Raw genomic sequence first — 23,054 nt, forward strand, 5'->3', positions numbered from 1 at the left:
TTCGTGCCGGCTGCGTCAGCGATATCTACAGCGCCGCGCGCCCAATCGGGCGCGCTAGGGTCGCTGTAGCACTTTGAATGGCTGCATGTTTCCTTAACTCGATTCCGATTTAAGGAGACATGCAGCAGCGCCCTGAAAGCGGCCAATGCTTTCGCCCATCGGTACGGTTCCTTCAAGGGCAAAATCGGGCAAGCAGGATATCGACGATCACCGAATATTGTAGGGTTGATCGTTCGCAACAGTCGCGCAAAGCCAATCCTGTGCTACATTCTTCCCGATGCCTTGATTTTGGCGGGGTGCAATCCAGACTCACGGATGTCATCGATTTTTGAAGCGCAGGGTGCGGGGCAGACCGCCTCATATTATTCCGCATCCAGCCCCGAAGTGACCACGCGCAGTAAACGGTTGATGCGATGTTGAGCACGTTGGCATTGATCCTGGCCCTCAGTGGGAGTCCGATCCAATCGGCCGCCATGCAGACGGATGTCGATGTGGAACTGGTGCTGGCCGTCGACATGTCCGGATCGATGGATATGGAAGAGGCGCGCGTCCAACGGTCCGGCTATCTGCAGGCACTGCGGCATCCGGACTTCATCAACGCGGTCAAGGGCGGCCTGATCGGGCGCATCGCCATCGGCTACTTCGAATGGGCAGGACTTGTGAACGAGCAGTCGGTCGTTTCCTGGCAGGTCATCGACAACGCCGAGGACGCCGAAGCCTTCGCCGCGAAGGTCGAGGCGCGACCGATCGGTACGCGCCGTGGCACATCGATCTCCAATGCCATCCTGTTCGGCACGAACCTGATCGATTCCAATGCCTTTTCCGGCGCACGCCGGGTGATAGACATTTCCGGCGACGGGCCGAACAATACCGGCCCGCCGGTGACACCCGCCCGTGACGGCGCCATTGCCCGCGGCATCATCGTCAACGGGCTGGCAATCCTCATCCGTCCCTCGGTTTCGACCGGACCGCTCGACCAGTACTACGCGCAATGCGTCATCGGTGGACCGGGATCTTTTGTGCTTCCGGTCCATGAACCGGAGGATTTCGCGATCGCAATCCGCCAGAAGCTGATCCTTGAAGTGAGCGGCCTGCCCCCACCGCCCACCTTGCAACTCACGGCCATGACGCCCGGCGCCGACTGCCTGATCGGCGAAAAGCTGAGGCCCGGTTTTCTCGACCGGATCTATCCCGAACTCGACCGATAAGCCCCATCACAACTGCTCATTCGCTGCCGGGCATGAGCGCCGAAACGCCGCCGTCGACGAAAAGCGTTGTGCCGTCGATGAAATCAGAATCGGGGGAGACCAGGAACAGGATGGCGCGCGCGAGATCGTCCGGCACGCCCGGCCGGTCACGCAAGTTGACGACCGGCCGCGTCGGATCGAACGTATCCTTGCCGACCGGCGAGCCGATCTTGTTCGGCACCACGCAGTTGACGCGGATCTTGTGCTTGGCGAGCTGGATCGCCAGTGAGCGCGAGAGGTTGGTGACACCCGCCTTGGCAGCCGTGTAGGCGACGGCGCGCGGGCGTCCATAGAAGCCTGAGGTCGAGCCGACGTTGACGATGTTTCCGCCATGGCCCTGTGCCACCATCTGCTGGGCGAAATATTTGCTCATCAGGAACGTCCCGGTCAGCGTCACCGCGATCACCCGGTCCCATTCCTCCTTCGTCACGTCGAGGATGTGCTTGTTGTCGCTGATGGCGACGTTGTTGACGAGGATATCGACCTTGCCGAAGTGCTCGGTCACGCTCCTGACGAGCGAGATGACACCTTCTTCGTCGGCAACGTTGGCGAGGAACACCTCGGCGGTACCGCCTGCCGCGCGGATCTCGTCCGCGACGCGTCCGGCACGCGCGGCGTCGATGTCGGTTACGGCGATGCTCGCGCCTTCCTTTGCCAGAAGCTTCGCCGTTGCCTCGCCGATATTTCGGCCAGCGCCGGTGACGACCGCCACTTGATCGATCAGTTTCATTCTGTCCTACCGTTCTTTAGTGTGGGGTGATCCGGCCGGTCGCTCATGACCGGCCAGGAGGTTAGAGCTTGTTGTCCGGCCGCCAGCGGTCGAAGCGCCGCTCGATCATCCTGAGGATGTTGGTGAGAATGACGCCGGCCGCGGCGATCAGGATGATGCCGAACATGACCCGGTCGGTCTGGAATGTGGCGCCAGCGACAGAGATCAAATAGCCAACGCCCGCCTGTGCCGAGTACATTTCGCCCACCACGATGCCGATCAGCGCGTGGCCGAGGCCGAGGCGTAGGCCGGTCAGGAGGAAAGGAACGGCCGCCGGGAAGGCAACCGTCAGGAACATCTGCCTGTCGTTCGCGCCGAAGGACCGAGCCACCTTGATATAGTCGCGCTCGACGGTCTGGACGCCGGCGGTCGTGTTGATGAGGATCGGGAAAACGGCGCTCAGGAAGATGATCGCAAACTTCGAGCCGAGGCCGATACCGAACCAGATCATGATCAACGGCAGCAGCGCAATGCGCGGCGTCGCGTAGAGCGCCGAAATGATCGGATCGAACGCCGCGTCGAAGCGACGGTACCAGCCCATCAGGATGCCCAGCGGCACACCGACGATGATCGCAAGCCCATAGCCAACAACCAGCTCCAATCCGCTGATGGCGAGGTGCGGATAGATGCTGCCGTCGGCGAACATTTCATAACCGGTTGCGATGATGCGGCTCGGAGAACTGGTGAAAAGCGGATTCACCAGGTCGAAGCGGACGACCGCCTCCCAGAGCAGCAGTGCCACGATCATCGTGAAGCTGCCGAGCAAGGCGTTCTCGTGGCGCACCAGGAACTCGTAGAGGGCGAATTCCGACTTGCGCGGTCTTGGGATTTCTCTGTCTTCGGTAACGGACGTCATCTCTCGCTCCCTCAATGCACGCGCAGAAGGCCCATGCGGGCACTTTCCTCTTCGATCAGCCGCCAGATATGGCGAAAGATCTCCATGAAGCGCGGCGTATGCTTCAGATCGAGCGTGCGCTCCTTCGGCAGGTCGATCTCGACGATCTCCTTCACCTTCGCCGGGCGTGCCGAAAACACGACGACGCGGTTGGAAAGGAAGATCGCCTCGTCGATCTGGTGTGTGATGAACAGGCCGGTTTTCTGGGCCCGGTCGAGAATGCGCAGCAGTTCGAACTGCATGAATTCGCGCGTCTGCGCGTCGAGCGCCGCGAAGGGCTCATCGAGCAGCAGCAGTTCCGGATCGACGGCGAGTGCCCTTGCGATGTTGACGCGCTGGCGCATGCCGCCGGAAAGTTCGCGCGGATAGCTGTCTTCGAAACCGGAGAGCCCGACGAGCTCGACGAACTTGCGCGCACGGGCGGCGATCTCCTCCTTGCTCAAGAGCTTCTGGATCTCGAGGCCGTAGGCGACGTTGCGCTGGACCGTGCGCCACGGAAAGAGCGAGTCCTGCTGGAAGACGAGGCCGCGATCCGGCCCCGGCTTCTTCACCTCCCGTTCGTCGATCAGGATTTTACCGCCATCGATCGAGACGAGGCCGTCGACGGCGGCGAGAAAGGTCGATTTCCCGCAGCCGCTCGGGCCGACGATGCTGACGAGTTCACCCTCGTTGACGCTGAAGTCGATGCCGTCGAGTACACTCAGATCGCGCTTGGTGCGATCATTGTAATAATTCAGTTTGACGCTATCGGCCTTCAGCTTGACCGGCGTTGCCTGCAACATGGGTGTCTCCTCCCGCCTTGTTCGCGGTTTCAGTCGAGCGCTTTGAAGAAGCCTTCGCTGTCAAGCGCATCGAGCGTGCTTGTGTCGACTATCGATTCCGGCTTCACGGAGGCCGCAGCCGGCAGCGTTTTTGAAAGCTCCGCCAGGACGGCAGCCACACCCGGCATCGAGGGGCGCAGATCCTGCGGGAATACCTTCTCGGAATAGAAGCGGAACGCCTGTTCGACCGACGGTCCCTTCTCAAGTTTCAGGAACGACGCGGTTACCTCCATTGCGTCCTGCGGATTGGCACGGAAGCCGTGGAGGCCCTCGCCCATCGCCATGAAGAAGCGCTTGACGACGTCAGGGTGCCCGGAAAGGTAGTTCCTCGAGGTCACATAGGCGGTATTCGGGTAATCCTTGACGATCTCGGTCACGTCCACGAGCATCTTCGAGCCGGCATCGACTATTTCCTGGGTGCGCGGATATTGCGACATCAGCCCCTGGACCTGATGACTTTCATAGGCGGCCGCCCGCGTTCCCTCGCCTCCGAGCTGCAGAATGTTGACATCCGTCGCCTCGAGGCCGAGCGACTTCAGCGCGAACTTCAGGGCGGTGTCGGTCGACGAGCCGAACTTGCTGATGGCGATGCTCTTGCCGCGCAGCTGATCGGCATTCTGGATCGAGCCATCGACGACAAGCTGGAACGGCAGTTTATTGGCCATGCTGCCGATGATGACGACATCGGCGCCGGCAACGGCCGCCGAGATCGACGGGGTGTAGCCGTTCTGGGCTATATCAATCGAGCCGCCGACGAGCGCCTGGGTGAGCACCGAGCCACCCTCGACATAGACGAGATTGACGTCGAGGCCATGTTTCTTGAACAGGCCCTTGGCAAGCGTGTACTGGATCGGCGCACTCGTCATGGTGAAGCCGTCATAGGCGACATTCACCGTGGTCAAGGCTTCGTCCGCCGCCGCCGGCGACAGGGCGCCGGCAACGAGGCTCAACCCCGCTGCCAAAACTGTCTTCAATAGATTTTTCATGCTCTCCTCCCACGGGTTGGTTCGCCCTCATCCGGCTCTCCTCCGAGCTCTGGATGAGGGTGACTGGATTCAGCTAAGCAGGCTCTGCATTCGTTCCTTGTTCATGGACTTCATGAGCTGGTCGACGAGACCGTTGAGCGGCAGAGGCAACTTGACGCTCTGCGCTAGGTCGAGGGCGACGTCCATGTCCTTCTCCGCCCATTTACCGGTGCTCTTGCCCCAGCGCGACAGCGACCAGTTGGCACCGGAAGAATGCATCAGCGCGGAGACCAGCGTCGGCACGTCGGCGCCGAGCTGCTTAGCGAGGCTGAGCGCTTCAAAATTAGCGCAAATGCAGGCCCAAAGCAGCATATTGTTGGTCGTCTTGGCGATCTGGCCGGTGCCGCTTGGACCGATGTGCAGGATGTTGCTGCCAAAGGCCGAGAGTACCGGGCGCGCCTTCTCGAGCCATTTCGCCTCACCGCCGACGAAGACCGTCAGCGTGCCGTTGTCTGCCGCTTCCTGTCCAAGCACCACAGGCGTGTCGAGAACGCCGACGCCCTTCTCGGCCGCCTCGCGCTCAAGCTGCCGGCAGGTGTCCGGCGCGATCGAGCTCGCGATGCAGATGACCGATCCCGGTGCGAGCGAAGCGAGAAGCCCGCCATTGCCGATCACGTCGACGACCTGCTTGTCGGTCTGCACCATGACGACGACAACCTCGGCACCGCTGCCGACCTCGGCGATATCCGCCTTGGTCGGAATGCCGATCGCCTGCGACTTGGCAGTCGCCTCAGCCGAAACGTCATAGCCGGCAACGGTGAAGCCGTTCTCCTTCAGGTGCCGGGCCATCTGGTAGCCCATCGCACCCAAGCCGACTACGCCGGCCGTCGGTTTCGTGTTCACGATTCCATCCATTGTTTTTCCTCCTGATCTCGCTTCAAACCGCCGCGGCCTTCGACCGCGCTGCTCGCAATCTCTGCGTCGCCTCGTCATCGAGGCTCGGACCCTTCGGCCCTGCCACCAGCACCACGCCGTAGTCGCGTCCCGCCGCCTCGACGGAGACATACCCTTCCCTGACATCGGCAAGCACCGATCCCGGATCACGCGTCAGCGGATCGCCGTAGCCACCACCGCCCGGCGTTTCGAGTTCGAACACGTCGCCAGTCTGCAGCGGATAATCGGCGTAGCGCGAAGGCAGGCGCTTCCAGCCGTCTCCATCCGGGTTGATGCGGATGTCGCCCGTGCGTCCCGGCAGGCCGTCGGCATAACCCTCGGCCGGAATGACGTGCTTGGTCGAGCGGATCGAGAAGCGTGCCTCGGTGAGGTTCAGATATTTGCGCCGGATACCGAGTCCGCCGCGGAATTTGCCCGCACCGCCAGAGTCGCGGATCAGCTCGAAGGCAAGCACCCGGGTCGGAAATTCGCTCTCGATGATCTCTACCGGCGCGATCTTGGCGTTGCTCTGGTTGACGGTCGTGCCCGAAGCCCCGTCGCGCGTCGAGCGCGCCCCGGCGCCGCCACCGACGATTTCGTACTGCACGTAGCTGCTGCCTGTATTCGTGCCGCGACCGCCGAGGATGATCGACCGGCTGCCGCATCCGTCGGCCCGCGAGCGATCCGGCACCACTTGCCCGAGCGCCGCGAAGATCGCGTCGACGACGGCATGCACCGTCGGATTGTAGGTATTGACCGGGGCCGGATAACGCGGATTCAGCACGCTTGAGGGCCGCGTTTCGACCGTGAAGGAGCGCAAAATACCGCTGGTGATGAAGATGTTCGGGTCCACCAGCGAAATCAGCGCGTAGGCGCAGGCCGCCTGGACGAGCGGCGGGCGGATATTCGCCGGCCCCCGCGTCTGGTCGGCCGAGCCGGTAAAGTCGAAGCGGATGGTGTCACCCGTCTTTTCCACCCGGACATGGATGCGCACCGGCTTCGACAGCTCGACACCATCGTCGTCGACAAAGCGCTCGGCCTCGAAGACACCGTCCTTCCAGGTTTGGATGATCGCCCGCATCCGGCGCTCGGCGATGTCGCCAAGCTCGTTGAAGGCGGCGATGCATTTCGATGAGCCGAACTTTTCCAGAAGGGCCGCAAGTCGGCGCTCGCCGAGACGCGCGGAGCCCAGCTGGCCGCGAATGTCGCCGAGCACCAGTTCCGGCGTGCGGCTGTTGGCGGCAATGATCCTCTCGACATCGCCGAAGGGCAGGTAATTGCGCTGGTAGCGCACCGGCGGCAATTGCAGGCCTTCGTTGAAGACTTCACGGGCCTGGCCCGAGCAGCTTCCCGGCACCGGGCCGCCGATATCGCCCTTGTGCGCAATGCTGGCGCAGAAGGCCACCAAGGTGTCGTCGAAGAAGAGCGGCGTGATCACCGCCATGTCCGGCGCATGCGGACTGCCGCCCTCGTAAGGGTCGTTGATCAGGAATGCGTCGCCGGGCGCGATGTCGCCGGCAAACGCCCGCAGCACCGCCTGGGTGCAGGCCGGGAAGGCGCCGATGTGCAGCGGCAGGACCACGTGCTGGGCGATGACGGCCGCGTTCGCGTCGAGCAGCGCGCACGAGGCGTCCTGCGATTCCCGGATGATGGTGGAAAAGCCGGTGCGGAACAGCGAGTTCTGCATTTCCTGCACGATGCCGCCGAGGCTCGCGCGGATCACTTCAAGTTCGACGGCAGTAGGTCTGCCAAGCGAAGCGTTACGCTGCAGCATCACGCGACCTCCGTTACGATGAGATTCTTGAATTCGTCGATCCGAACCTGCTGGCCCGGCAGGATGACGGTCGTGCAGTCGAACTGTTCCACGACAGCGGGGCCGGTGAAGACGAGCCCGACATCGAGGCGTTCGCGCTGGTAGACGGCGCAATCGAGATTTTCGCCGTCGAAGCGGACCGGACGGCGGCCGAGGAAGGCGTCGGCAAGCGTTCCGCCGCTCGGCCGGTAGCGCTTGGCGTTGACCGGCGGCACCAGGCCGACCGCCTTCACCCGATAGGAGACGATCTCCACGGACTCGCCCGACGCCTTGTGGCCGAACATCACTTCGTGCTCCGCATCGAACGCGCTGCGCACGGCATCGACGTCCGCGGCATCGGCAAGCGCGCCGATCGGAACGGTCAGTTCGTACCCCTGCCCGGCATAACGAAGATCGAGGGCTCGCTCGATACGGATGCGGTCTGCAGGGAAGCTTTCCTCGGCAAGATCGGCAAGCCCCTGCGCTTCCATGCCGGCGAAAATCGCGTTGAGTTCGCTCGCCGAGGCGCCGTCGAGCGGTGTCAGCCGAGAACGCACATAGTCGTGCGTGACATCCGACATCACCAAGCCCATGGCGGAGAATACGCCGGCATGCAGCGGCACGACGAGGCCGGCCATGCCGAGTTCACGGGCTATGCGGGCGGCATGCAGGGGGCCGGCGCCGCCGAAGGGCAGCAGCATGAAGTCGCGCAGGTCGTGGCCGCGCATCGTCGAGATGGCCTTGATCGCCTCCTCCATCTTGACGTTGATGATCCGGACGATGCCTTCAGCCGCTTCGAGCACATCCATGCCGAGCGGGCCCGCCACATGGGTTTCCACGGCCTGGCGCGCCTTCTGTGCGTCGAGACGCATCTTGCCGCCGAGGAAGTTTTCTTCCGAGAGATAGCCGAGCAGCAGGTTGCAGTCGGTGATCGTCGGCTTGGTGCCGCCGCGGCTGTAGCAAGCAGGACCGGGTATAGCGCCGGCGCTTTCCGGCCCGACCTGGAGGACGCCGAAACGGTCGACTTCGGCGATCGTGCCGCCGCCGGCGCTGACCGTGTTGATATCCATCATCGGCATGGCGATGTCGCGGCCCTCGACCTTGCCGCGGTTGGCGATCACCGGCGTGCCGTTCTTGATCAACGCCACGTCGCAGGACGTCCCGCCCATGTCGAAGGTGACGATGTCGTGGTAGCCGGTCGAACGCGCCATCGCGACACTCGCCGTCACGCCGCCTGCGGGACCGGAAAGCACGGTAGTGACGCCCTTCTTCGCCGTCGCGTCGAAGGTCGCCATGCCCCCGTTCGACTGCATGATGTATTTCTGCGGCGTCTTCACGCCCGCCGCTTCCAGCCGGTCGGCAAGCCGCGCAATGTAGCGGGCGAGAACCGGCTGCAGGTAAGCATTGATCACCGTCGTGCTCAGCCGGTGATATTCGCGGATCTGCGGCACGATTTCGGACGAAAGCGAAACCTCGCAGCCCGGCAGTTCCTCGCGGATAATCTCACGGATCCGCTCCTCGTGGCGCGGATAGAGGAACGAGAAGAGCAGGCAGACGGCAACGGATTCGATGCCCTGGCCGCGGAGTTCGGCAAGCGTCTCGCGGAGTGCGGCTTCATCAAGCTCTGCAAGGACGCTGCCGTCGTGAACCACGCGCTCCGATACTTCGCCGGTCAGCGACGGAAGCACGATCGGCGCGGGCTTTTCATAGAGGATATCGAAGATCGCCGGCCCATGCGGACGCGCCTGTTCGCCGACTTCGTAGATACCGCGAAAACCTTTGGTCACCAGAAGCCCGGTCTTCGCCCCCTTGCCTTCCAGGAGCGCGTTCGTCCCTACCGTCGTGCCATGGCAGAAGTAGCTCACATCGTCCGGGCGCACGCCGCGCTCCAGGAGAATATCGATCCCGGACAGGATTGCCCGCGATGGGTCGTCCGGCGTCGACGGAACCTTGGAAATCGACGTTTCTCCCGTCGTTTCGTCGAGATAGACGAAGTCCGAAAACGTCCCGCCGGTGTCGACGGTCACGCGATAGCCTCCCATGCGGCAGCCTCCCTAGATGCGCTCCAAACGACCTGATATTCCGGCCGACCGGCGCTCTCCCTGACCGCACCGGATTTGATATAAGGCAAGCCTAGTGGCACGAAGATGGCCTGTCCAAGACCGTTGAAAGCGGCGAGCTATAAGTTTTTCGCTATGGCTGGATGATGTCACAGGGCGTCAGGAAGACGTCCCGAGGATCTCGAACCGCGGATCGACGATGATCGCGTAAGGGGCCGAGGCGCGACAGATGTGACGGACCACGTCCTTGAGGAACGGCCCGATGAGTTCGTCTTCCAGAAGCGAGCGCTCCTCGCGCCGGCTCACCATGTAGAGCGTGCGGCTCGGCACGGGACGCTCGATCCTGCGGATGGCGAAGATGCCGCGACTGACGCCGTCGGCGACGCTGCCATAGGGCAGAAGGCTGGCGCCGCCTTCGGCAATGCGCGCCCGGATCGCCGGCACCGACTGCATGTCCGAAACGATACGCGGTTCGAGCGAGAGGCGCTGGGCCATGCGGCGGACAAGCGTAACGATGCCACGCTCGCCGGCGAAGAAGAGCTCTTCTTTAAGAGCGTCGGCAAAGCTGATGGAGCTGTCGTCCGACGCATTGGCCCGCGCCGTCACGAACAGCAGCTCGTCCTCGATCACTGCCTCCCGCACCAGCCCTGGACGTCCCTCGACGTCGTAGGCGAAAGCGAGGTCGATCTCCTTGCGCTCGAGCGCGGCGATCAGCGCGAAGCTAAGCTCTTCTACCAGTTTCAACGATGTCGCCGGCAGCTTCGTCCCCGCCGCAATCAACACGTCGGCGCCGACAAGGCGCATATGGCTCGGGACGAGGCCGATGACGAAGGGCCGCGGAGCCGGGCTGCCGGCGGCGGAGCGAACGTCATCGAGCGTCCGCTCCAGGAATCGCTCGAGTTCGTTGTAGCGCTCGTACAACACCTCGCCGGCCTTCGTCGGCACCACGCCGCGCGAATGCCGCTCGAACAGGCTGACGCCGATCTCGCGTTCGAGGTCGCGAATCTGAATGCTGATCGCGGTCTGGGCAAGCTTGAGCTGGGCCGCCGCATGCGACATGCCGCCGGTTTTGACCACCATCGCGAAATAGCGCAACTGCCGAAGGTTTATGGCTCAACCTCCCCATGTCGACGTGGCAGGACGCTGCCGATCAGGCTGCCGTATGGCCCCATCCTCTCGGCAAGCCGCCCAATCATCCTGTCGAGAAAAGCGAGCAGCGCCGTCTCGTGAACGAAAGACACGGCATCCGACATGCGGTTGAGGAAGAGCGTGCGCTTGATGGACGGCTGGCGGATCGGACAGGCGACGATCAGCCCCTGCTGGATTTCCTCCGCCACCACCCCATAGGGCACCACGCTGGTGGCCGCTCCCCGCGCGACCAGCGTCTTGATCGCCGGCATCGACTGCACCTCGAAGGCGACGTTTACGGGAAGCTTTTGCCGGCCGGCGACGTCGTGGATCAATCGCCAGACGATATCGCGGTCGCTGACGAGCGCGAGGTCGGTGCGGATCGCCTCCTCGAAGGAGATGGATTCCCCGAGCACACGGGACCCGGCACCCGCGACGAACAGCAATTCCTCCTCGATCAGCGCCGTCGCGGCAAGCCCGGGACGGTTCTCGAACTCATAGGCAAGCGCAATATCGAGCTCGCCGCGCATGAGCGCGTCGATCAGGATGAAGCTCAACTCCTCGACGACGCGGAACGAAACGTCCGGGATCTCGTCGCGGGCGGCAAGGAGGAGTTCCGGGCCGATCAACGCCTGGATGCTGGGCGTAACGCCGAGATTGACAACCTCTCGCCTCGCCGCCCCATGCGCCATCACCTCCCGGCGCGCCTCCTCGACGGAACTGAGAATGGCAAGCGCATGCCGGTGCAAGACTTCCCCCGGCTCGGTCAGCGAAATCCCGCGCGAATGGCGAACCAGAAGCCGGACGCCGAGCGATTCTTCCAGATGCCTGATCTGCTGGCCGAGCGCCGTCTGCGCGACATTCATGCTCTGTGACGCCCGGGTGATATTCCCGGTCTCGACCACCTTCACGAAATAACGAAGCTGCCTGAGATTAATGGTCTCCTCCCAAATCCACGGCCCGCGGCGATTCTACCGTTCGCGGTGCCGAGCATGCAACGGCGTTCTAGGTTTCGACCTACGGCCACGACTGGTCAAGCTTGGTGCGGCGAAGCAGCGATGATTGCTTGGTCAGCGGTTTGGATGATTTCTACCATGATCTCCCACGCCAACGAGGAAGATGACTATGGCCACTGATCGCTGCGGCGGCCAGCGGGACCAGACGAAACTCTATCCTCGGCGCCGTCTTCGATGAAATTGCATTGGAGCGGGTGAGCTCGGGGCGTCGAGCTTGAGGCTCAGGTTCTCACGGGCCTCGCTGGAGCGCTACAGCGCCGCGCGTCTTGTCGCATGCGCAACGGACGCTGTAGCACTTTGAATTGCTGCATGTTTTGGTAAATCGGCTACGATTTAGGAGACATGCAGTAGAACCAGGCGACGCCGACCTCGGCGCCGCGGTGGCTGGGGACTATGCAGAGTTTCCGGGCCTTAACGCCCGGAGTCACGGTCGCGCCGGGCTTCAGGGCTTGGCTGGGGTGCCTAGGGGGCCGACGTACTGCTCCAACGGATTCAGTTCCAGGGGCGTCCTGAATTGGGCATGGCAGCTCTCGCATTGAGCCTCGAGGTCTTCCACGATCGGCAGCGCATTTGCACGCTTTTCCAGCGACGCCTTGAACATGGTCTCCGACGCCTGCTTGGCCATTGCGTTGAAAGTCTCCCAATCTTCCCACACAGTCGGCAGTGCAAGGCTGGCGCCCGCCGGATCGGCGGCTTCGGCCTCCGGCGTCCATGGATTGGGCTTGGCGCGGTAGAGGTTGGGAAACGCCGTCATCATTGCGCCCATTGCCTCGAGTCGAGCCTTGAACTCAACCCCGTCCCATTCAAGATAACCGTCGAGCATCTCATGCAGCACGTCGTTGTTGGTGCCAATGGCGTCCATCAGCTCCCTTCTTGCGGTCAAGGCATCACCGGTTGGGGTCAGCGCTACCATGTCAGGGGTGGGAACGGTGGCATCCTGCGCTAGAGTCCCGCCGAGGCCCACTGCCAGAGCCGCAACAACGGTCGTAACCAGAACAGATTTCCTCATCATACACCTCCTGCATCATCTGATGACGAGGATGATGGCGAAGTACCCCTTGGGCCTCCTCCCCCCATCTCCGGCATTTTTCTAGAGCAGGTTTGTCGGGCATGTAAAATGTTCAAAAGTTTCGGAAACCGTACAAAAAGTTATACCAAGACACATTGATCAGAACCTTTGAGCCCAGCAGCGTAAGCCGAGGGACAATATGCGCCGGGATTGATCGACCAATCTGGTCCAGGAATCCCAGCATTGATCGACAATTCCATCGTGAAGTAAAGATGCGGTTCGACAGCCAGTTATCGGCATGAACTGCCAGACATTCTCCCGCGCATTGAGCAGAGCGCGACAGTCGACGATGCGGCGGTCGAGGAGTTTCTGGCGGCGGCAGTTTGGGAAATCCCGGTCGGGAACTTCACCGGCTCGTAGGCATCGACGCGACGCGGAGGGATGCCGTGAAGCGCTGGCTTGCCGAGCGGCTGACAGCGGGATTTGAGATCTTCCCGGCTCTGGCGCTCTATCACGTCCATCCCGGCACCGGCCGCTCGGGCCGAAACGACAATCCTTAGGTTTTCCAAAAGATTTCTAGTTTTCTATAGAAAACCGCCCCGTAACCATTTGATTTTGCGAGAAATTGGTGGGCCCGGAGGGACTCGAACCCCCAACCAAGCGGTTATGAGCCGCCGGCTCTAACCATTGAGCTACAGGCCCTTGCCGGTCATCTGCCGGTTGACCGCGAACCAATGGTAATTCGCGGGTCGCAATGGCTCTAGCGGAAAACCTTTTTGACGACAAGCCATTGCCGCAATGCCTACACAATCGATAAGCAAGAGTTCGGCATAAAACAACCGGAGAGAAATAACCATGATTTCTACACGCATCGCCCGCACGGTTCATGTCGCTGCCATGGCCGCTGCCTTTGCCGGCGCTTTTGCGGCTGCCGCTGTGGCGGACGATAGCAATGGCAACAAGAGCGGCAACGCGCGCCCTGAAGGTGTGCGGGGCCGGCAGGCGCTGATTAAGGTCTCCGGTGAGGGCCGCGCAACCGCAGCGCCAGACATGGCGATCGTCCAATTGAGCGTCGTCAAGGACGCGAAGACCGCGCGCGAGGCGCTCGATGCCAACAACAAAGCGATGGCGGAGGTACTCTCGGCACTCAAGCAAGGCGGCATTGCCGAGCGCGACCTGCAGACCAGCGGCTTCGCCATCAACCCGCAATACAACTACCCGCAGGGCAACGACGGCACCAACCGGCCGCCGGAACTCGTCGGCTATCAGGTCGTCAACGGCGTAACCGTGCGCGTGCGCGATCTGAGCAAGCTCGGCGAGGTCCTCGACAAATCCGTGTCCCTCGGCATCAACCAGGGTGGCGGCATCGAATTCACCAAGGACAAGCCCGACGAGGTGATCACCGAGGCCCGCAAAGCCGCAGTGTCCGACGCGATCGTCAAGGCGAAGGTGCTGGCGGAGGCAGCCGGCGTCTCGCTCGGTCGACTGATCGAGATTTCGGAACAGGCTTCCCGCCCGGAACCGGTTCCGATGGTGCGCAGCATGGCCAAGGAATTCGCCGCCGATGCCGTTCCGATCGCGACCGGCGAAAACGCCTACAACGTCACCGTCAACGTGACCTTCGCCATCGAGCAGTGATGCGCGTGGCTGCTGCCTGTTTCCCTAAATCAGCGCCGATCTTGGGATAAGAACATGCAGCAGCTCAAAGTATCGCCGCGACCTGTGCGCGTCTGATAATACGGGCGGCGCTGTAGGCGGAGCGTTCCGCCCGAACCTCAAAGCGATACTTCGCGAAAAGTAACAGACAAAGCCCCGGCGAATTGCATCGCGAGGGGCTTTTCGAATCAAAAGCCCCTCACGGTTTCCCGTGAGGGGCGCATGTCCGTCGGCCGGGGGAGACGAGACGGAAAAACCGGCAGCTTACCAGCGGCCAATCACCGGGCATCCGCGCACATTGGCGAAGATGATCGCCTGGCGGTCACCATGACGGCGGCCCTCGACGATGACCTGGCGCCGCGCGACATTGGCGACATGGGCCCGGCGCAGACCGCGATCACGGGCCTTTTCGACGGCAAGCCACGGGTCGCAACGGCCGCGGCGCTCACCGTCCCAGCGGGGGCGATCCCGGCGCCAGTCGCGATCGTAGTCACGGTATTGGACGCTCTGCGGCGAGCCGAACTCGAATATCACCGATTCAGCGGAAGCCGTGGTGGCTGCACCGGCAAGACCGGTCAGCCCGATGACGGCAGCAACCGCGGCATTGATGAGGAATTTTTTCATGACTTTCTCCGGTATAGCGAAGGGTTCAAAACTGGCGATTACCGCTCTCGACGATTGAGCCAACCATAGTCCGAATAAACTGAACGCTACCGGAACCCTCCGTTCATGCAGTGTTCAGGTTGATGAATCCCGCATGGACGGAACGGCAAGCAAAGCGATTCGTTCCCTTCCGACCGCGCCGCATTCCTCCGCCCCGGATCCGATCCAAGGAGAAAAACACCTACCGCATGTCTCCTTGAACCTATCTCGATCAAGGAGAAAGACATGCAGCAATTCAAAGCGTTACAGCGACCTTTGCGCGTCCGATAAGGCGCGTGGCGCTGCAGACATCCGGCATGTTAGGGGGAGAGGCGGCTCAACCTTCCAGTTCGCGCTCGAAGATACGGAGATTGCGATAGTGGCTGAGGCGCGTGATAGCGCCATCCTCGATTTCGAAGATGAAAACGCTCGGAATCGCGTAGCTCTGGCCCGAAGCCGTTGGAAAGCCCGACATGGTCTTGCGATAGGTGCCGCGCGCAGTCATGTCGGCGGCGACCCGCTGCCCGAACGCATCATGCATCAGCACGATATCGCTGAACGTCTCATCGAAATGGTGCAGATACGTCATGATCCAGGCCCTCAACGGACCGACGCCCACGGTTCGCTGGCCGGTCAGCGAATCAAGCGCGACGTCCTCATCGACGAGCCGGGAAAGCGCGTCGAAATCGCGACTGTTGACGGCCTCGATGAAACGGCTGGCGATGGTCTGGGCGTCTTTCATCGTCCGTTCCCGGAGCTGTGATCCCTCAACTCTACCGCAGAATGGTCGGCCGGAGCAGAACTCAATTGAGCGCCGATCACGCGCCAAGGTGCAACACGATTTCGCGTCGGTGCGGGCGATCGCGATGCTCGAACAGATAGATCCCCTGCCAGGTGCCGAGCATCAGGCGCCCACCGCTGACCGGGATGCCTATCGAGACCTGATTGAGTGCCGCCTTGATATGCGCCGGCATATCGTCCGGTCCCTCCTGGGTGTGCGCAATCCAGCGCATGGAAGAATCGGAGGATGGCGGCACCAGGCGACCGAAGAACTCATTGAGATCGCGTTTCACATCCGGGTCGGCGTTTTCCTGGATGAGCAGGGATGCAGAGGTATGACAGACGAACACGGTGAGAAGCCCCTCCGCGACGCCTGATTGCCGCACGAAATCGGCGGCCGCATCGGTGAACTCGTAGAGTCCCTGTCCACGGGTTGCGATGGTGATAACGGTCTGCGGCATTGCGGCCCTTCTCGTTTGCTACAGCGTCCTTGAATGAATCAATTTAGAAAAAATATCCAACAGGTCAAAATCCGGGACAGCCCACGCGGGAACGAAGAGAGCGCGAGGGCCGCGTCTTGCCAGGTAGAGCGGCACGGCCCCCCTGCCCGCTATAGCTCCAGAAACGGCTCGAAGCCTCCATAAATCATCCGCTTGCCATCGAAGATGGACTTCCACTCATCTCCCTGAAGCCGCGGATCGGCCATGACCTTGGCGACGATCGCATCACGATCCTGGCGCGACCGGTAGACGACCCAGGAGAAGACCACCGTCTCGTCCTCTTTCGCCTGCACGGCGCGTGGAAAGGACGTCAATTCTCCATAGGGCACGTCGTCGGCCAGGCACTCGACGTAGTTGAGCGCACCGTGTTCCTTCCAGACCTCGCCCGCCCGGCGTGCGAGCGCCTTGTAGTCCTCGACCTTCTCCTTGGGCACCGCGACGAGAAAACCATCAACATAGGCCATGTTCATCTCCTCCTATTTGGCTGGACAGGCAAAGGACGATCGAAGCGGAAAGGTTCCGACAGCGGATGATTATTTTTTGTCATTGCTCCACTCGCCAAAGAGGAGGCCGCTTTCGCTGACTTGTGTGGGTGAAGACGCAGAACGCGTCGATTGATTGTCGGAACGTCCCTCCGTCATTCGTCTTAATGCTGTAACGACAAACAAGGGAGAATCGCCATGCAGAAGATCACGCCGTTCCTCTGGTTCGACAACCAACTGGAAGATGCCATCGAATTCTACACCTCCATTTTCCGCGACGCCCGCGTCAGGGACATCAAGCGCGGACCGGACGGTAAGGCCTTCACCGCGACCTTCGAGCTCGAGGGCCTGCAGTTCATGGGATTGAACGGCGGACCGCATTTCAAGTTCACCGAGGCTATTTCATTTTTCGTCCGGTGCAGCGACCAGGCGGAGGTCGACTACTATTGGGACCGGTTGATCGAGGGCGGCACGCCGCAGCATTGCGGCTGGCTGAAGGATCGCTACGGCGTTGCCTGGCAGATCATTCCCGACGCGCTCATCCGCTATCTCAGCGACGCGGACAGCGCAAAGGCCGGCCGAGTGCAGCAGGCGATGATGGGCATGGTCAAGCTCGATGTAGCGGGGTTGGACGCCGCGGCAGCCGGCTAGATCTGGCTCACGAACCGCAGCCGCGCAGCTGCTGTGCGTAGAGCGTCGCCATGCCGGAGGCGCGTTTTGCGCCGGTCTGCGCCGTTTGGCTCCAGTTGCCGCGCGCGTACCCGCCGTGGCCATGGTAATAGGCGATGTAGAGCCTGTAAGGGTCGTTAAGCGCGATGCCGTTCTGCTGGTGGCTTTGATTGTGGTACCAGGCGATGAAGCGGACAGCGTCGGCGAAATCCGTCCGGCGTGCGGTCCAGCGTCCGGTTTCGGACTGATAACGCGCCCAGGTGCCGTCGAGCGCCTGCGAATATCCATAGGCGGAGGAGACGCGCGTCCACGGAATGAAGCCGAAGAGCTTTGTGCGCGGCGGCCTTGCGTTATGCTGGAAACCGGATTCCGTGTAGATCGTTGCCATCAGCACCGGAACGGGTACGCCATATTCGCGCTCCGCCGCATAGGCGGCCCGACGCCAATTGTTGAAAAGACCATCTCGCTGCTCGAAAACCGCGCAGGCGTTCCGGGTGTTTTTCGGCACCGTTCCGCAGCCGGCCAACAACAGGAGGACGACGACAAAAACGCAACGCATCGCGGAACCTCTCGTTTGCGAGAGATTGATAAAGCGTAAATCTTAAGGATCGGTTTTGAGGCGAAGTTGAATGAGCGCCAGAATGACAGTCGTCCTGCCGTTTCTCGCCATGCTTGCCAGCGTGATCTCGCCGGGGATGGCACGGGCCGCCAGCGCGCAGGACCTTTACGTGAGCGATGCGATCGTCACTGGGACCGGCGAGGAGAACCGGGAGATCGGATTTCGTGAATGCCTGGAGGAAGTCCTCGTCAAAGTCTCCGGCGACCAGCGTGTGCTGGCAGCCCCTGCGCTCGCTCCACTCATTGAACGCGCCGGCCGCTTCGTCGCGTCCTTTGCCTATCGCGATCGGCTGGAGGGTATCCCGATCCACGACGAACAGGGCACGCACGACCGGCCGCATAACTTGACCTGTCGCTACGACCCGGCAACGATAGACCGGCTACTTGGGTCGCTGGGAACCAGGCCCTGGCCGCAGCCGCGCCCGAGGATTGCAGTCTTTCTTGCCGTCCACGACCAGAAGAGCAGCTTCACGCTGACGAGTGACGGTGAAGAGAGCCCCTACATGGCCGAGTCGCTCTCCTCCGCGACCGTGCCTCTCGCGCTTGAAGCAAGGCTGCCGGACCAAAAAACGCGTGTCGCAGAAAAGCTCGACCTCGACGTGGTGTCGACCAAAACAACCGTGCAATTGGAGCAGTTGGCAAAGGAAGTCGGCGGCGATGTGGCGCTCGCCGGTAAGATTTCCTGGAGCGACGAGGCGCTCGGCTGGATTGCAGAGTGGCAACTGCATAGCGCCGGAAAGACGCACCGGTGGCAAGTCCGCGGCGTCAGCTTCGACGACGCCTTTCGCAATGCGATCCGCGGCGCGGCGCAAATCCTGTCGGGCAACGGCGCGCCTTGACGTCCGGGCATCGAAGCCGAGATCATCTCACTGTCTCATTGAAACAGTGAGATGATCCAATTCCCTGAAACGAGGCAACCTAGCCGAGCGTGCCGATCAGTTCACGATAGGCGGCTTCCGGAAATGCCTTCAACGTGCGGGTGCGCACATTGCCATTCATCCCAAGCGTCAACGCAAACCGTGCGGCAACCGCGTCGTCGGGCGCTTCGCAGATTGCGACCATGTCGTATTCGCCCATGGTCAGATAGAAGTCCTTGAAGGACCCGCCCATTTCGGCAAGTACCTTCCTGGCGGCATCCAGCCGCTTCGGAGACTCACGTACGTTCTTGATACCCAGCTCGGTCCAATTGAGAAGCACGACATAAGTGGTCATCTCACACCTCCCCACAGAGCATCCCGCTTCCGGATGAAAGCGAACAAAATGCCCTGGATTCAAAGGACTAGCGCCGATGATGCGTTCATCGCATGGGCGCTCTGGCTCGCGCCCGCGGTGCTGCCTCCCTGCATCGCGGGCTCGCTGCAAGCCGCGAAGTATAATCCTGCGGTCATGCGCGAACAAGCGCGCCCGGAACAGGGTGCGTGCGCAAAAAGGAATGATGGGGGCATAAAAAAGCCGGGCGCGAGGCCCGGCTTTTTCGACTTTATCCGTGTCGCTTAGCTATCAAGGAACGAGCGCAGCTTGCGCGAACGGCTCGGATGCTTGAGTTTCCTCAGCGCCTTCGCTTCGATCTGGCGAATACGTTCGCGGGTGACCGAGAACTGCTGGCCGACCTCTTCGAGCGTGTGGTCGGTGTTCATGCCGATGCCGAAGCGCATGCGCAGCACGCGCTCTTCGCGCGGTGTCAGTGAAGCGAGAACGCGGGTCGTCGTTTCACGCAGGTTCGCCTGGATGGCGGCGTCGATCGGCAGCAGCGCGTTCTTGTCCTCGATGAAATCGCCGAGGTGTGAATCTTCTTCGTCACCGACCGGCGTTTCGAGCGAGATCGGCTCCTTGGCGATCTTCAGCACCTTGCGCACCTTCTCGAGCGGCATGGCGAGCTTTTCGGCCAATTCCTCCGGCGTCGGCTCGCGGCCGATCTCGTGCAGCATCTGGCGCGAGGTACGGACGATCTTGTTGATCGTCTCGATCATGTGCACCGGAATGCGGATCGTGCGGGCCTGGTCGGCGATCGAACGGGTGATCGCCTGCCGGATCCACCAGGTGGCGTAGGTCGAGAACTTGTAGCCGCGGCGGTACTCGAACTTGTCGACCGCCTTCATCAGGCCGATGTTGCCTTCCTGAATGAGATCCAGGAACTGCAGGCCGCGGTTCGTGTACTTCTTGGCGATCGAGATGACGAGACGCAGGTTGGCCTCGACCATCTCCTTCTTGGCGATGCGCGCTTCGCGCTCGCCTTTCTGAACCATCGAGACGATGCGGCGGAACTCGGCGATGGAAATGCCGGTTTCGGTCGCAAGATTCTGGATCTCCTGGCGGATATCGCGGATCGTCTGGTTCTCGGCCTTGGCAAACTCCTTCCAGCCCTTGCCGGCGAGGTTGCTGATCGACTTCATCCAGTTCGGGTCGAGCTCGGCGCCCGAATACTGTTCGAGGAACGAGTCGCGCTTGACGCCGTAGGATTCGGCCAGCCGCAGCAGCCGGCCTTCGTTCTGCATCAGGCGCTTCGAAATGTCGTAAAGCTGCTCGACCAACGCATCGATGCGGTTCTGGTTGAGCGACAGCGACTTCACCGCCTTGATCAGTTCGTCCTTCAGCTCCTTGTAGCGGCGCTCCTGCGCCGGCGACAGCGTGCCGGTAGCGGCAAGGCGCGCTTCCACCTGCTGGTCCTGCAGCTTGCGGAGCTTCTTGTAGGTCTCGGCGATGATGTCGAGCGTTTCCATCACCTGCGGGCGCAGTTCCGCTTCCATTGCGGCGAGCGAGAGGTTCGATTCGTCATCGTCCTCTTCTTCTTCCTCGGGCGGCTGGCCATCGCCGCCGACATTGGTGATGTCGTCGTCATTGGCCGCAGCTGCGCGCGTCTTGCGCACCTTTTCCTTCTCTTCGGCCGCCTTGCGGTCAGCCTCGATCTTTTCCGGGCTCTGGAACTGCGGGGCAGCCTTCGCCTCGGGACCGGAATAGGTCGTTTCGAGATCGATGATCTCGCGCAGAAGCGTCTGGCCCTCGTTCAGTTCGTCGCGCCAGATGATTAGCGCCTGGAAGGTAAGCGGGCTCTCGCAGAGACCGGCAATCATCGTCTCGCGGCCGGCTTCGATGCGCTTGGCGATCGCAATTTCGCCTTCGCGGGAGAGAAGTTCGACCGATCCCATCTCGCGCAGGTACATGCGCACCGGATCGTCGGTGCGATCGGTCGGCTCCTTCTTCTTGCCGGTCGCAAGCGCGGTGCCGCTCGAGGTGGTGAGTTCACCGCCTTCTCCGTCACCGTCGTCGCTGCTGTCTTCGTCGTCGCCGCCAGCGGCCGCTTCCTCGGCTTCTTCATCCTCGATGACGTTGATGCCCATGTCCGAAAGCATGGCCATCGTGTCTTCGATCTGTTCGGAGGTGACTTCCTCGGACGGCAGGACCGAGTTCAGTTCGTCCATCGTCACATAGCCGCGCTTCTTGGCGGCCTTGATCATCTTCTTGACAGCGTCGTCGGAAAGGTCGAGAAGCGGGCCGTCCGGAGCGCCTTCGCGTTCAACGTCTGCTTCTTCGTTTTCTTTGACTTTAGTTGCCATTTATTCGTCGCTTTCCTTGTCGCAACCAGCGTGAGCCTGGTGCCAATGCCGCTTCGGGGTCCGGGCGCCGCGCACCCGCCACCGACTCATTTCCCCTGACGTAACGGGATGAAGTTTAATTCCTGATTAACCACGACAACGATCGCGGTCGAGTGGCAAGCTTCGCCAGTCCTGCCACTGAAACGTCTCAGGCATGATTTTCCTATCCGCCGTACCGTGTCGCCATTTCTGCTTGAAATGGTGATTCCCAGAATTTTTGATCCCGTCAAGCATTTCCGGTGAAAAACCGCGTAAATCGGCAAAAAACGCTTCTTCGCGGGTTTTTGCGCTGTTTATCAGCTTTCGCTCAAGATGTAGGGACGGTCCAAAAAAAGACAAGGGCGGCGCTGGTTTTCCAGGGCTGAAGTCGGGAAGCCGGCCGCAGGGGCGACCTGCGGGGGGCTAGCCACGAGATCGAGATCAGTCAACGCAAACGCGCGATCTCTACCAGTCCATCACGACCTTGCCGGAATTTCCGGACCGCATCGCCTCGAACCCCTCGCGGAAATCGTCGATGCCGATCCGGTGGGTGATGACCGGTGAAAGATCCAGTCCGCCCTGGACAAAGGCGATCATCTTGTACCAGGTCTCGAACATTTCGCGTCCGTAGATGCCCTTCAGGTTGAGCATCTTGAAGATGACCTTGTTCCAGTCGATCTCGAAGCCCGCCGGCGCGATGCCGAGAATGGCGATCTTGCCGCCATTGTTCATCTTGTCGATCATGTCGCGGAAAGCAGGCGCCGCGCCGGACATTTCGAGACCGACATCGAAACCCTCGGTCATGCCGATCGACCGCATCACGTCGGCGAGGTTTTCCTTGGACGCATCGACGACATAGTCGATGCCGACCTTGCGGGCGAGTTCGAGGCGCGTCGGGTTGATGTCGGTGATCACGACCTTGCGCGCGCCCGAGCGCTTGGCGACGAGCGCGCCCATGATGCCGATCGGTCCCGCTCCGGTGACGAGCACGTCCTCACCGACGAGGTCGAAGGAGAGCGCCGTATGCACGGCATTGCCGAAGGGATCGAAAATCGCGGCGATCTCATCCGGCACATCGTCCGGGATCGACACGACATTATATTCCGGAATGCAGACGAACTCGCCGAAGGAGCCCGGACGATTGACGCCGACGCCAAGCGTGTTGCGGCAGAGGTGACCCCTGCCCGCCCGGCAATTGCGGCACTTGCCGCAGACGATGTGGCCCTCGCCCGAAACGCGTTCGCCCACGTGATACTTGGTAACGGCGGAGCCGACTTCCGCGATCTCGCCCATGAACTCGTGGCCAACGACCATCGGCACGGGGATCGTCTTCTGCGCCCACTGGTCCCAGTTCCAGATGTGAACATCGGTGCCGCAGATCGCCGACTTCTTCACCCGGATCAAGACGTCGTTGGGACCGACTTCCGGCACCGGCACCCGCTCCATCCAGAGCCCGACTTCCGGCTTCGTCTTGACCAGCGCCTTCATCATGTTCGTCAT

The 23,054-nt window shown here is 61.7% G+C and carries 22 protein-coding genes, 1 tRNA gene and 1 pseudogene; 4 read left to right on the plus strand and 20 right to left on the minus strand.

The annotated features are described in order from the left end of the window. The first annotated feature begins 413 nt into the window (after positions 1–413). On the plus strand, positions 414–1,208 hold the full coding sequence (locus tag FKV68_RS14585; protein ID WP_180938517.1) for a DUF1194 domain-containing protein: 795 nt from the start codon (positions 414–416) through the stop codon (positions 1,206–1,208). Between the two features lie 16 nt (positions 1,209–1,224). On the opposite strand, the gene FKV68_RS14590 is transcribed toward FKV68_RS14585, so the two are convergent. The 12 genes and pseudogenes from FKV68_RS14590 to FKV68_RS14645 form a co-directional block, all read right to left on the minus strand. Further along, on the minus strand, positions 1,225–1,977 hold the full coding sequence (locus tag FKV68_RS14590) for an SDR family NAD(P)-dependent oxidoreductase (RefSeq protein WP_180938518.1): 753 nt from the start codon (positions 1,975–1,977) through the stop codon (positions 1,225–1,227). A gap of 61 nt (positions 1,978–2,038) precedes the next feature. Then, on the minus strand, positions 2,039–2,872 hold the full coding sequence (locus FKV68_RS14595) for an ABC transporter permease (RefSeq protein ID WP_180938519.1): 834 nt from the start codon (positions 2,870–2,872) through the stop codon (positions 2,039–2,041). A gap of 11 nt (positions 2,873–2,883) precedes the next feature. Then, positions 2,884–3,693, minus strand: a complete 810-nt coding sequence (locus FKV68_RS14600) for an ABC transporter ATP-binding protein (RefSeq protein WP_180938520.1) — start codon at positions 3,691–3,693, stop codon at positions 2,884–2,886. 29 nt (positions 3,694–3,722) lie between these two features. After that, positions 3,723–4,718 (minus strand): ABC transporter substrate-binding protein, encoded by a 996-nt coding sequence (locus tag FKV68_RS14605; RefSeq protein WP_180938521.1) that lies wholly within the window; start codon positions 4,716–4,718, stop codon positions 3,723–3,725. A 69-nt stretch (positions 4,719–4,787) separates the two neighbouring features. Continuing rightward, a complete protein-coding gene (locus FKV68_RS14610) occupies positions 4,788–5,690 on the minus strand; it encodes an NAD(P)-dependent oxidoreductase (RefSeq protein ID WP_342454797.1) in 903 nt (300 codons plus the stop codon). Continuing rightward, the gene (locus tag FKV68_RS14615; RefSeq protein WP_180938523.1) at positions 5,635–7,404 is read right to left on the minus strand and encodes a hydantoinase B/oxoprolinase family protein; all 1,770 of its coding nucleotides are present in this window, start codon (positions 7,402–7,404) and stop codon (positions 5,635–5,637) included. Before FKV68_RS14615 ends, FKV68_RS14610 begins: the two co-directional genes overlap by 56 nt. Further along, positions 7,404–9,464, minus strand: coding sequence for a hydantoinase/oxoprolinase family protein (locus FKV68_RS14620; RefSeq protein WP_180938524.1), 2,061 nt, complete (start codon positions 9,462–9,464; stop codon positions 7,404–7,406). The genes FKV68_RS14615 and FKV68_RS14620 overlap by 1 nt, the downstream gene beginning before the upstream one ends. A gap of 177 nt (positions 9,465–9,641) precedes the next feature. Further along, entirely contained in the window at positions 9,642–10,577 is a 936-nt protein-coding gene (locus FKV68_RS14625) for a LysR family transcriptional regulator (RefSeq protein WP_269808439.1), read from the minus strand. An 11-nt stretch (positions 10,578–10,588) separates the two neighbouring features. Further along, positions 10,589–11,563 (minus strand): LysR family transcriptional regulator, encoded by a 975-nt coding sequence (locus FKV68_RS14630; protein ID WP_342454799.1) that lies wholly within the window; start codon positions 11,561–11,563, stop codon positions 10,589–10,591. Between the two features lie 505 nt (positions 11,564–12,068). Then, complete coding sequence (locus FKV68_RS14635; protein ID WP_180938527.1) at positions 12,069–12,635, minus strand: cytochrome c; 567 nt, start codon at positions 12,633–12,635, stop codon at positions 12,069–12,071. A 159-nt stretch (positions 12,636–12,794) separates the two neighbouring features. Then, positions 12,795–12,965: pseudogene (locus FKV68_RS33755) on the minus strand (IS630 family transposase); the annotation flags it as partial. A gap of 296 nt (positions 12,966–13,261) precedes the next feature. After that, a tRNA-Ile gene (locus FKV68_RS14645) sits at positions 13,262–13,337 on the minus strand. A gap of 153 nt (positions 13,338–13,490) precedes the next feature. Between FKV68_RS14645 and FKV68_RS14650 the strand changes: the two genes are divergently transcribed. After that, the gene (locus tag FKV68_RS14650) at positions 13,491–14,273 is read left to right on the plus strand and encodes an SIMPL domain-containing protein (RefSeq protein WP_180938528.1); all 783 of its coding nucleotides are present in this window, start codon (positions 13,491–13,493) and stop codon (positions 14,271–14,273) included. Between the two features lie 282 nt (positions 14,274–14,555). On the opposite strand, the gene FKV68_RS14655 is transcribed toward FKV68_RS14650, so the two are convergent. From FKV68_RS14655 to FKV68_RS14670, 4 genes are all read right to left on the minus strand, one after another. Beyond that, positions 14,556–14,915: a hypothetical protein gene (locus FKV68_RS14655; protein WP_180938529.1), complete on the minus strand. Its 360-nt coding sequence runs from the start codon at positions 14,913–14,915 to the stop codon at positions 14,556–14,558. A 355-nt stretch (positions 14,916–15,270) separates the two neighbouring features. Continuing rightward, positions 15,271–15,675: a ketosteroid isomerase-related protein gene (locus FKV68_RS14660; protein ID WP_180938530.1), complete on the minus strand. Its 405-nt coding sequence runs from the start codon at positions 15,673–15,675 to the stop codon at positions 15,271–15,273. Positions 15,676–15,751: 76 nt separating this feature from the next. Beyond that, positions 15,752–16,174 (minus strand): secondary thiamine-phosphate synthase enzyme YjbQ, encoded by a 423-nt coding sequence (locus tag FKV68_RS14665; protein WP_180938531.1) that lies wholly within the window; start codon positions 16,172–16,174, stop codon positions 15,752–15,754. A 149-nt stretch (positions 16,175–16,323) separates the two neighbouring features. Beyond that, positions 16,324–16,677, minus strand: a complete 354-nt coding sequence (locus tag FKV68_RS14670) for a DUF1428 domain-containing protein (RefSeq protein WP_180938532.1) — start codon at positions 16,675–16,677, stop codon at positions 16,324–16,326. Positions 16,678–16,893: 216 nt separating this feature from the next. Here FKV68_RS14670 and FKV68_RS14675 point away from each other — a divergent pair, with 216 nt between their 5' ends. Next, positions 16,894–17,346, plus strand: coding sequence for a VOC family protein (locus FKV68_RS14675; RefSeq protein WP_180938533.1), 453 nt, complete (start codon positions 16,894–16,896; stop codon positions 17,344–17,346). 7 nt (positions 17,347–17,353) lie between these two features. On the opposite strand, the gene FKV68_RS14680 is transcribed toward FKV68_RS14675, so the two are convergent. Next, on the minus strand, positions 17,354–17,923 hold the full coding sequence (locus FKV68_RS14680) for a transglycosylase SLT domain-containing protein (protein ID WP_180938534.1): 570 nt from the start codon (positions 17,921–17,923) through the stop codon (positions 17,354–17,356). A gap of 70 nt (positions 17,924–17,993) precedes the next feature. Here FKV68_RS14680 and FKV68_RS14685 point away from each other — a divergent pair, with 70 nt between their 5' ends. Further along, positions 17,994–18,821 carry a DUF2066 domain-containing protein gene (locus FKV68_RS14685; RefSeq protein ID WP_180938535.1) on the plus strand — a complete coding sequence of 276 codons (828 nt, stop codon included), beginning with the start codon at positions 17,994–17,996 and terminating at the stop codon, positions 18,819–18,821. A gap of 79 nt (positions 18,822–18,900) precedes the next feature. Here FKV68_RS14685 and FKV68_RS14690 read toward each other — a convergent pair whose 3' ends face one another. The 3 genes from FKV68_RS14690 to tdh form a co-directional block, all read right to left on the minus strand. Next, a complete protein-coding gene (locus tag FKV68_RS14690; protein ID WP_180938536.1) occupies positions 18,901–19,194 on the minus strand; it encodes a GYD domain-containing protein in 294 nt (97 codons plus the stop codon). Positions 19,195–19,475: 281 nt separating this feature from the next. After that, complete coding sequence (gene rpoD, locus FKV68_RS14695; RefSeq protein WP_180938537.1) at positions 19,476–21,536, minus strand: RNA polymerase sigma factor RpoD; 2,061 nt, start codon at positions 21,534–21,536, stop codon at positions 19,476–19,478. Positions 21,537–22,019: 483 nt separating this feature from the next. Then, complete coding sequence (gene tdh / locus FKV68_RS14700) at positions 22,020–23,054, minus strand: L-threonine 3-dehydrogenase (protein WP_136506477.1); 1,035 nt, start codon at positions 23,052–23,054, stop codon at positions 22,020–22,022.

The organism is Sinorhizobium mexicanum (assembly GCF_013488225.1).
GTDB classification, from domain to species: domain Bacteria; phylum Pseudomonadota; class Alphaproteobacteria; order Rhizobiales; family Rhizobiaceae; genus Sinorhizobium; species Sinorhizobium mexicanum.

Bases quoted from the DNA above. Each gene is read 5' to 3' on its own strand.
- FKV68_RS14585 (WP_180938517.1), top strand. From the start codon at position 414: ATGTTGAGCACGTTGGCATTGATCCTGGCCCTCAGTGGGAGTCCGATC.
- FKV68_RS14590 (WP_180938518.1), bottom strand. From the start codon at position 1,977: ATGAAACTGATCGATCAAGTGGCGGTCGTCACCGGCGCTGGCCGAAAT.
- FKV68_RS14595 (WP_180938519.1), bottom strand. From the start codon at position 2,872: ATGACGTCCGTTACCGAAGACAGAGAAATCCCAAGACCGCGCAAGTCG.
- FKV68_RS14600 (WP_180938520.1), bottom strand. From the start codon at position 3,693: ATGTTGCAGGCAACGCCGGTCAAGCTGAAGGCCGATAGCGTCAAACTG.
- FKV68_RS14605 (WP_180938521.1), bottom strand. From the start codon at position 4,718: ATGAAAAATCTATTGAAGACAGTTTTGGCAGCGGGGTTGAGCCTCGTT.
- FKV68_RS14610 (WP_342454797.1), bottom strand. From the start codon at position 5,690: ATGACGAGGCGACGCAGAGATTGCGAGCAGCGCGGTCGAAGGCCGCGG.
- FKV68_RS14615 (WP_180938523.1), bottom strand. From the start codon at position 7,404: ATGCTGCAGCGTAACGCTTCGCTTGGCAGACCTACTGCCGTCGAACTT.
- FKV68_RS14620 (WP_180938524.1), bottom strand. From the start codon at position 9,464: ATGGGAGGCTATCGCGTGACCGTCGACACCGGCGGGACGTTTTCGGAC.
- FKV68_RS14635 (WP_180938527.1), bottom strand. From the start codon at position 12,635: ATGAGGAAATCTGTTCTGGTTACGACCGTTGTTGCGGCTCTGGCAGTG.
- FKV68_RS14650 (WP_180938528.1), top strand. From the start codon at position 13,491: ATGATTTCTACACGCATCGCCCGCACGGTTCATGTCGCTGCCATGGCC.
- FKV68_RS14655 (WP_180938529.1), bottom strand. From the start codon at position 14,915: ATGAAAAAATTCCTCATCAATGCCGCGGTTGCTGCCGTCATCGGGCTG.
- FKV68_RS14660 (WP_180938530.1), bottom strand. From the start codon at position 15,675: ATGAAAGACGCCCAGACCATCGCCAGCCGTTTCATCGAGGCCGTCAAC.
- FKV68_RS14665 (WP_180938531.1), bottom strand. From the start codon at position 16,174: ATGCCGCAGACCGTTATCACCATCGCAACCCGTGGACAGGGACTCTAC.
- FKV68_RS14670 (WP_180938532.1), bottom strand. From the start codon at position 16,677: ATGGCCTATGTTGATGGTTTTCTCGTCGCGGTGCCCAAGGAGAAGGTC.
- FKV68_RS14675 (WP_180938533.1), top strand. From the start codon at position 16,894: ATGCAGAAGATCACGCCGTTCCTCTGGTTCGACAACCAACTGGAAGAT.
- FKV68_RS14680 (WP_180938534.1), bottom strand. From the start codon at position 17,923: ATGCGTTGCGTTTTTGTCGTCGTCCTCCTGTTGTTGGCCGGCTGCGGA.
- FKV68_RS14685 (WP_180938535.1), top strand. From the start codon at position 17,994: ATGAGCGCCAGAATGACAGTCGTCCTGCCGTTTCTCGCCATGCTTGCC.
- FKV68_RS14690 (WP_180938536.1), bottom strand. From the start codon at position 19,194: ATGACCACTTATGTCGTGCTTCTCAATTGGACCGAGCTGGGTATCAAG.
- rpoD (WP_180938537.1), bottom strand. From the start codon at position 21,536: ATGGCAACTAAAGTCAAAGAAAACGAAGAAGCAGACGTTGAACGCGAA.
- tdh (WP_136506477.1), bottom strand. From the start codon at position 23,054: ATGACGAACATGATGAAGGCGCTGGTCAAGACGAAGCCGGAAGTCGGG.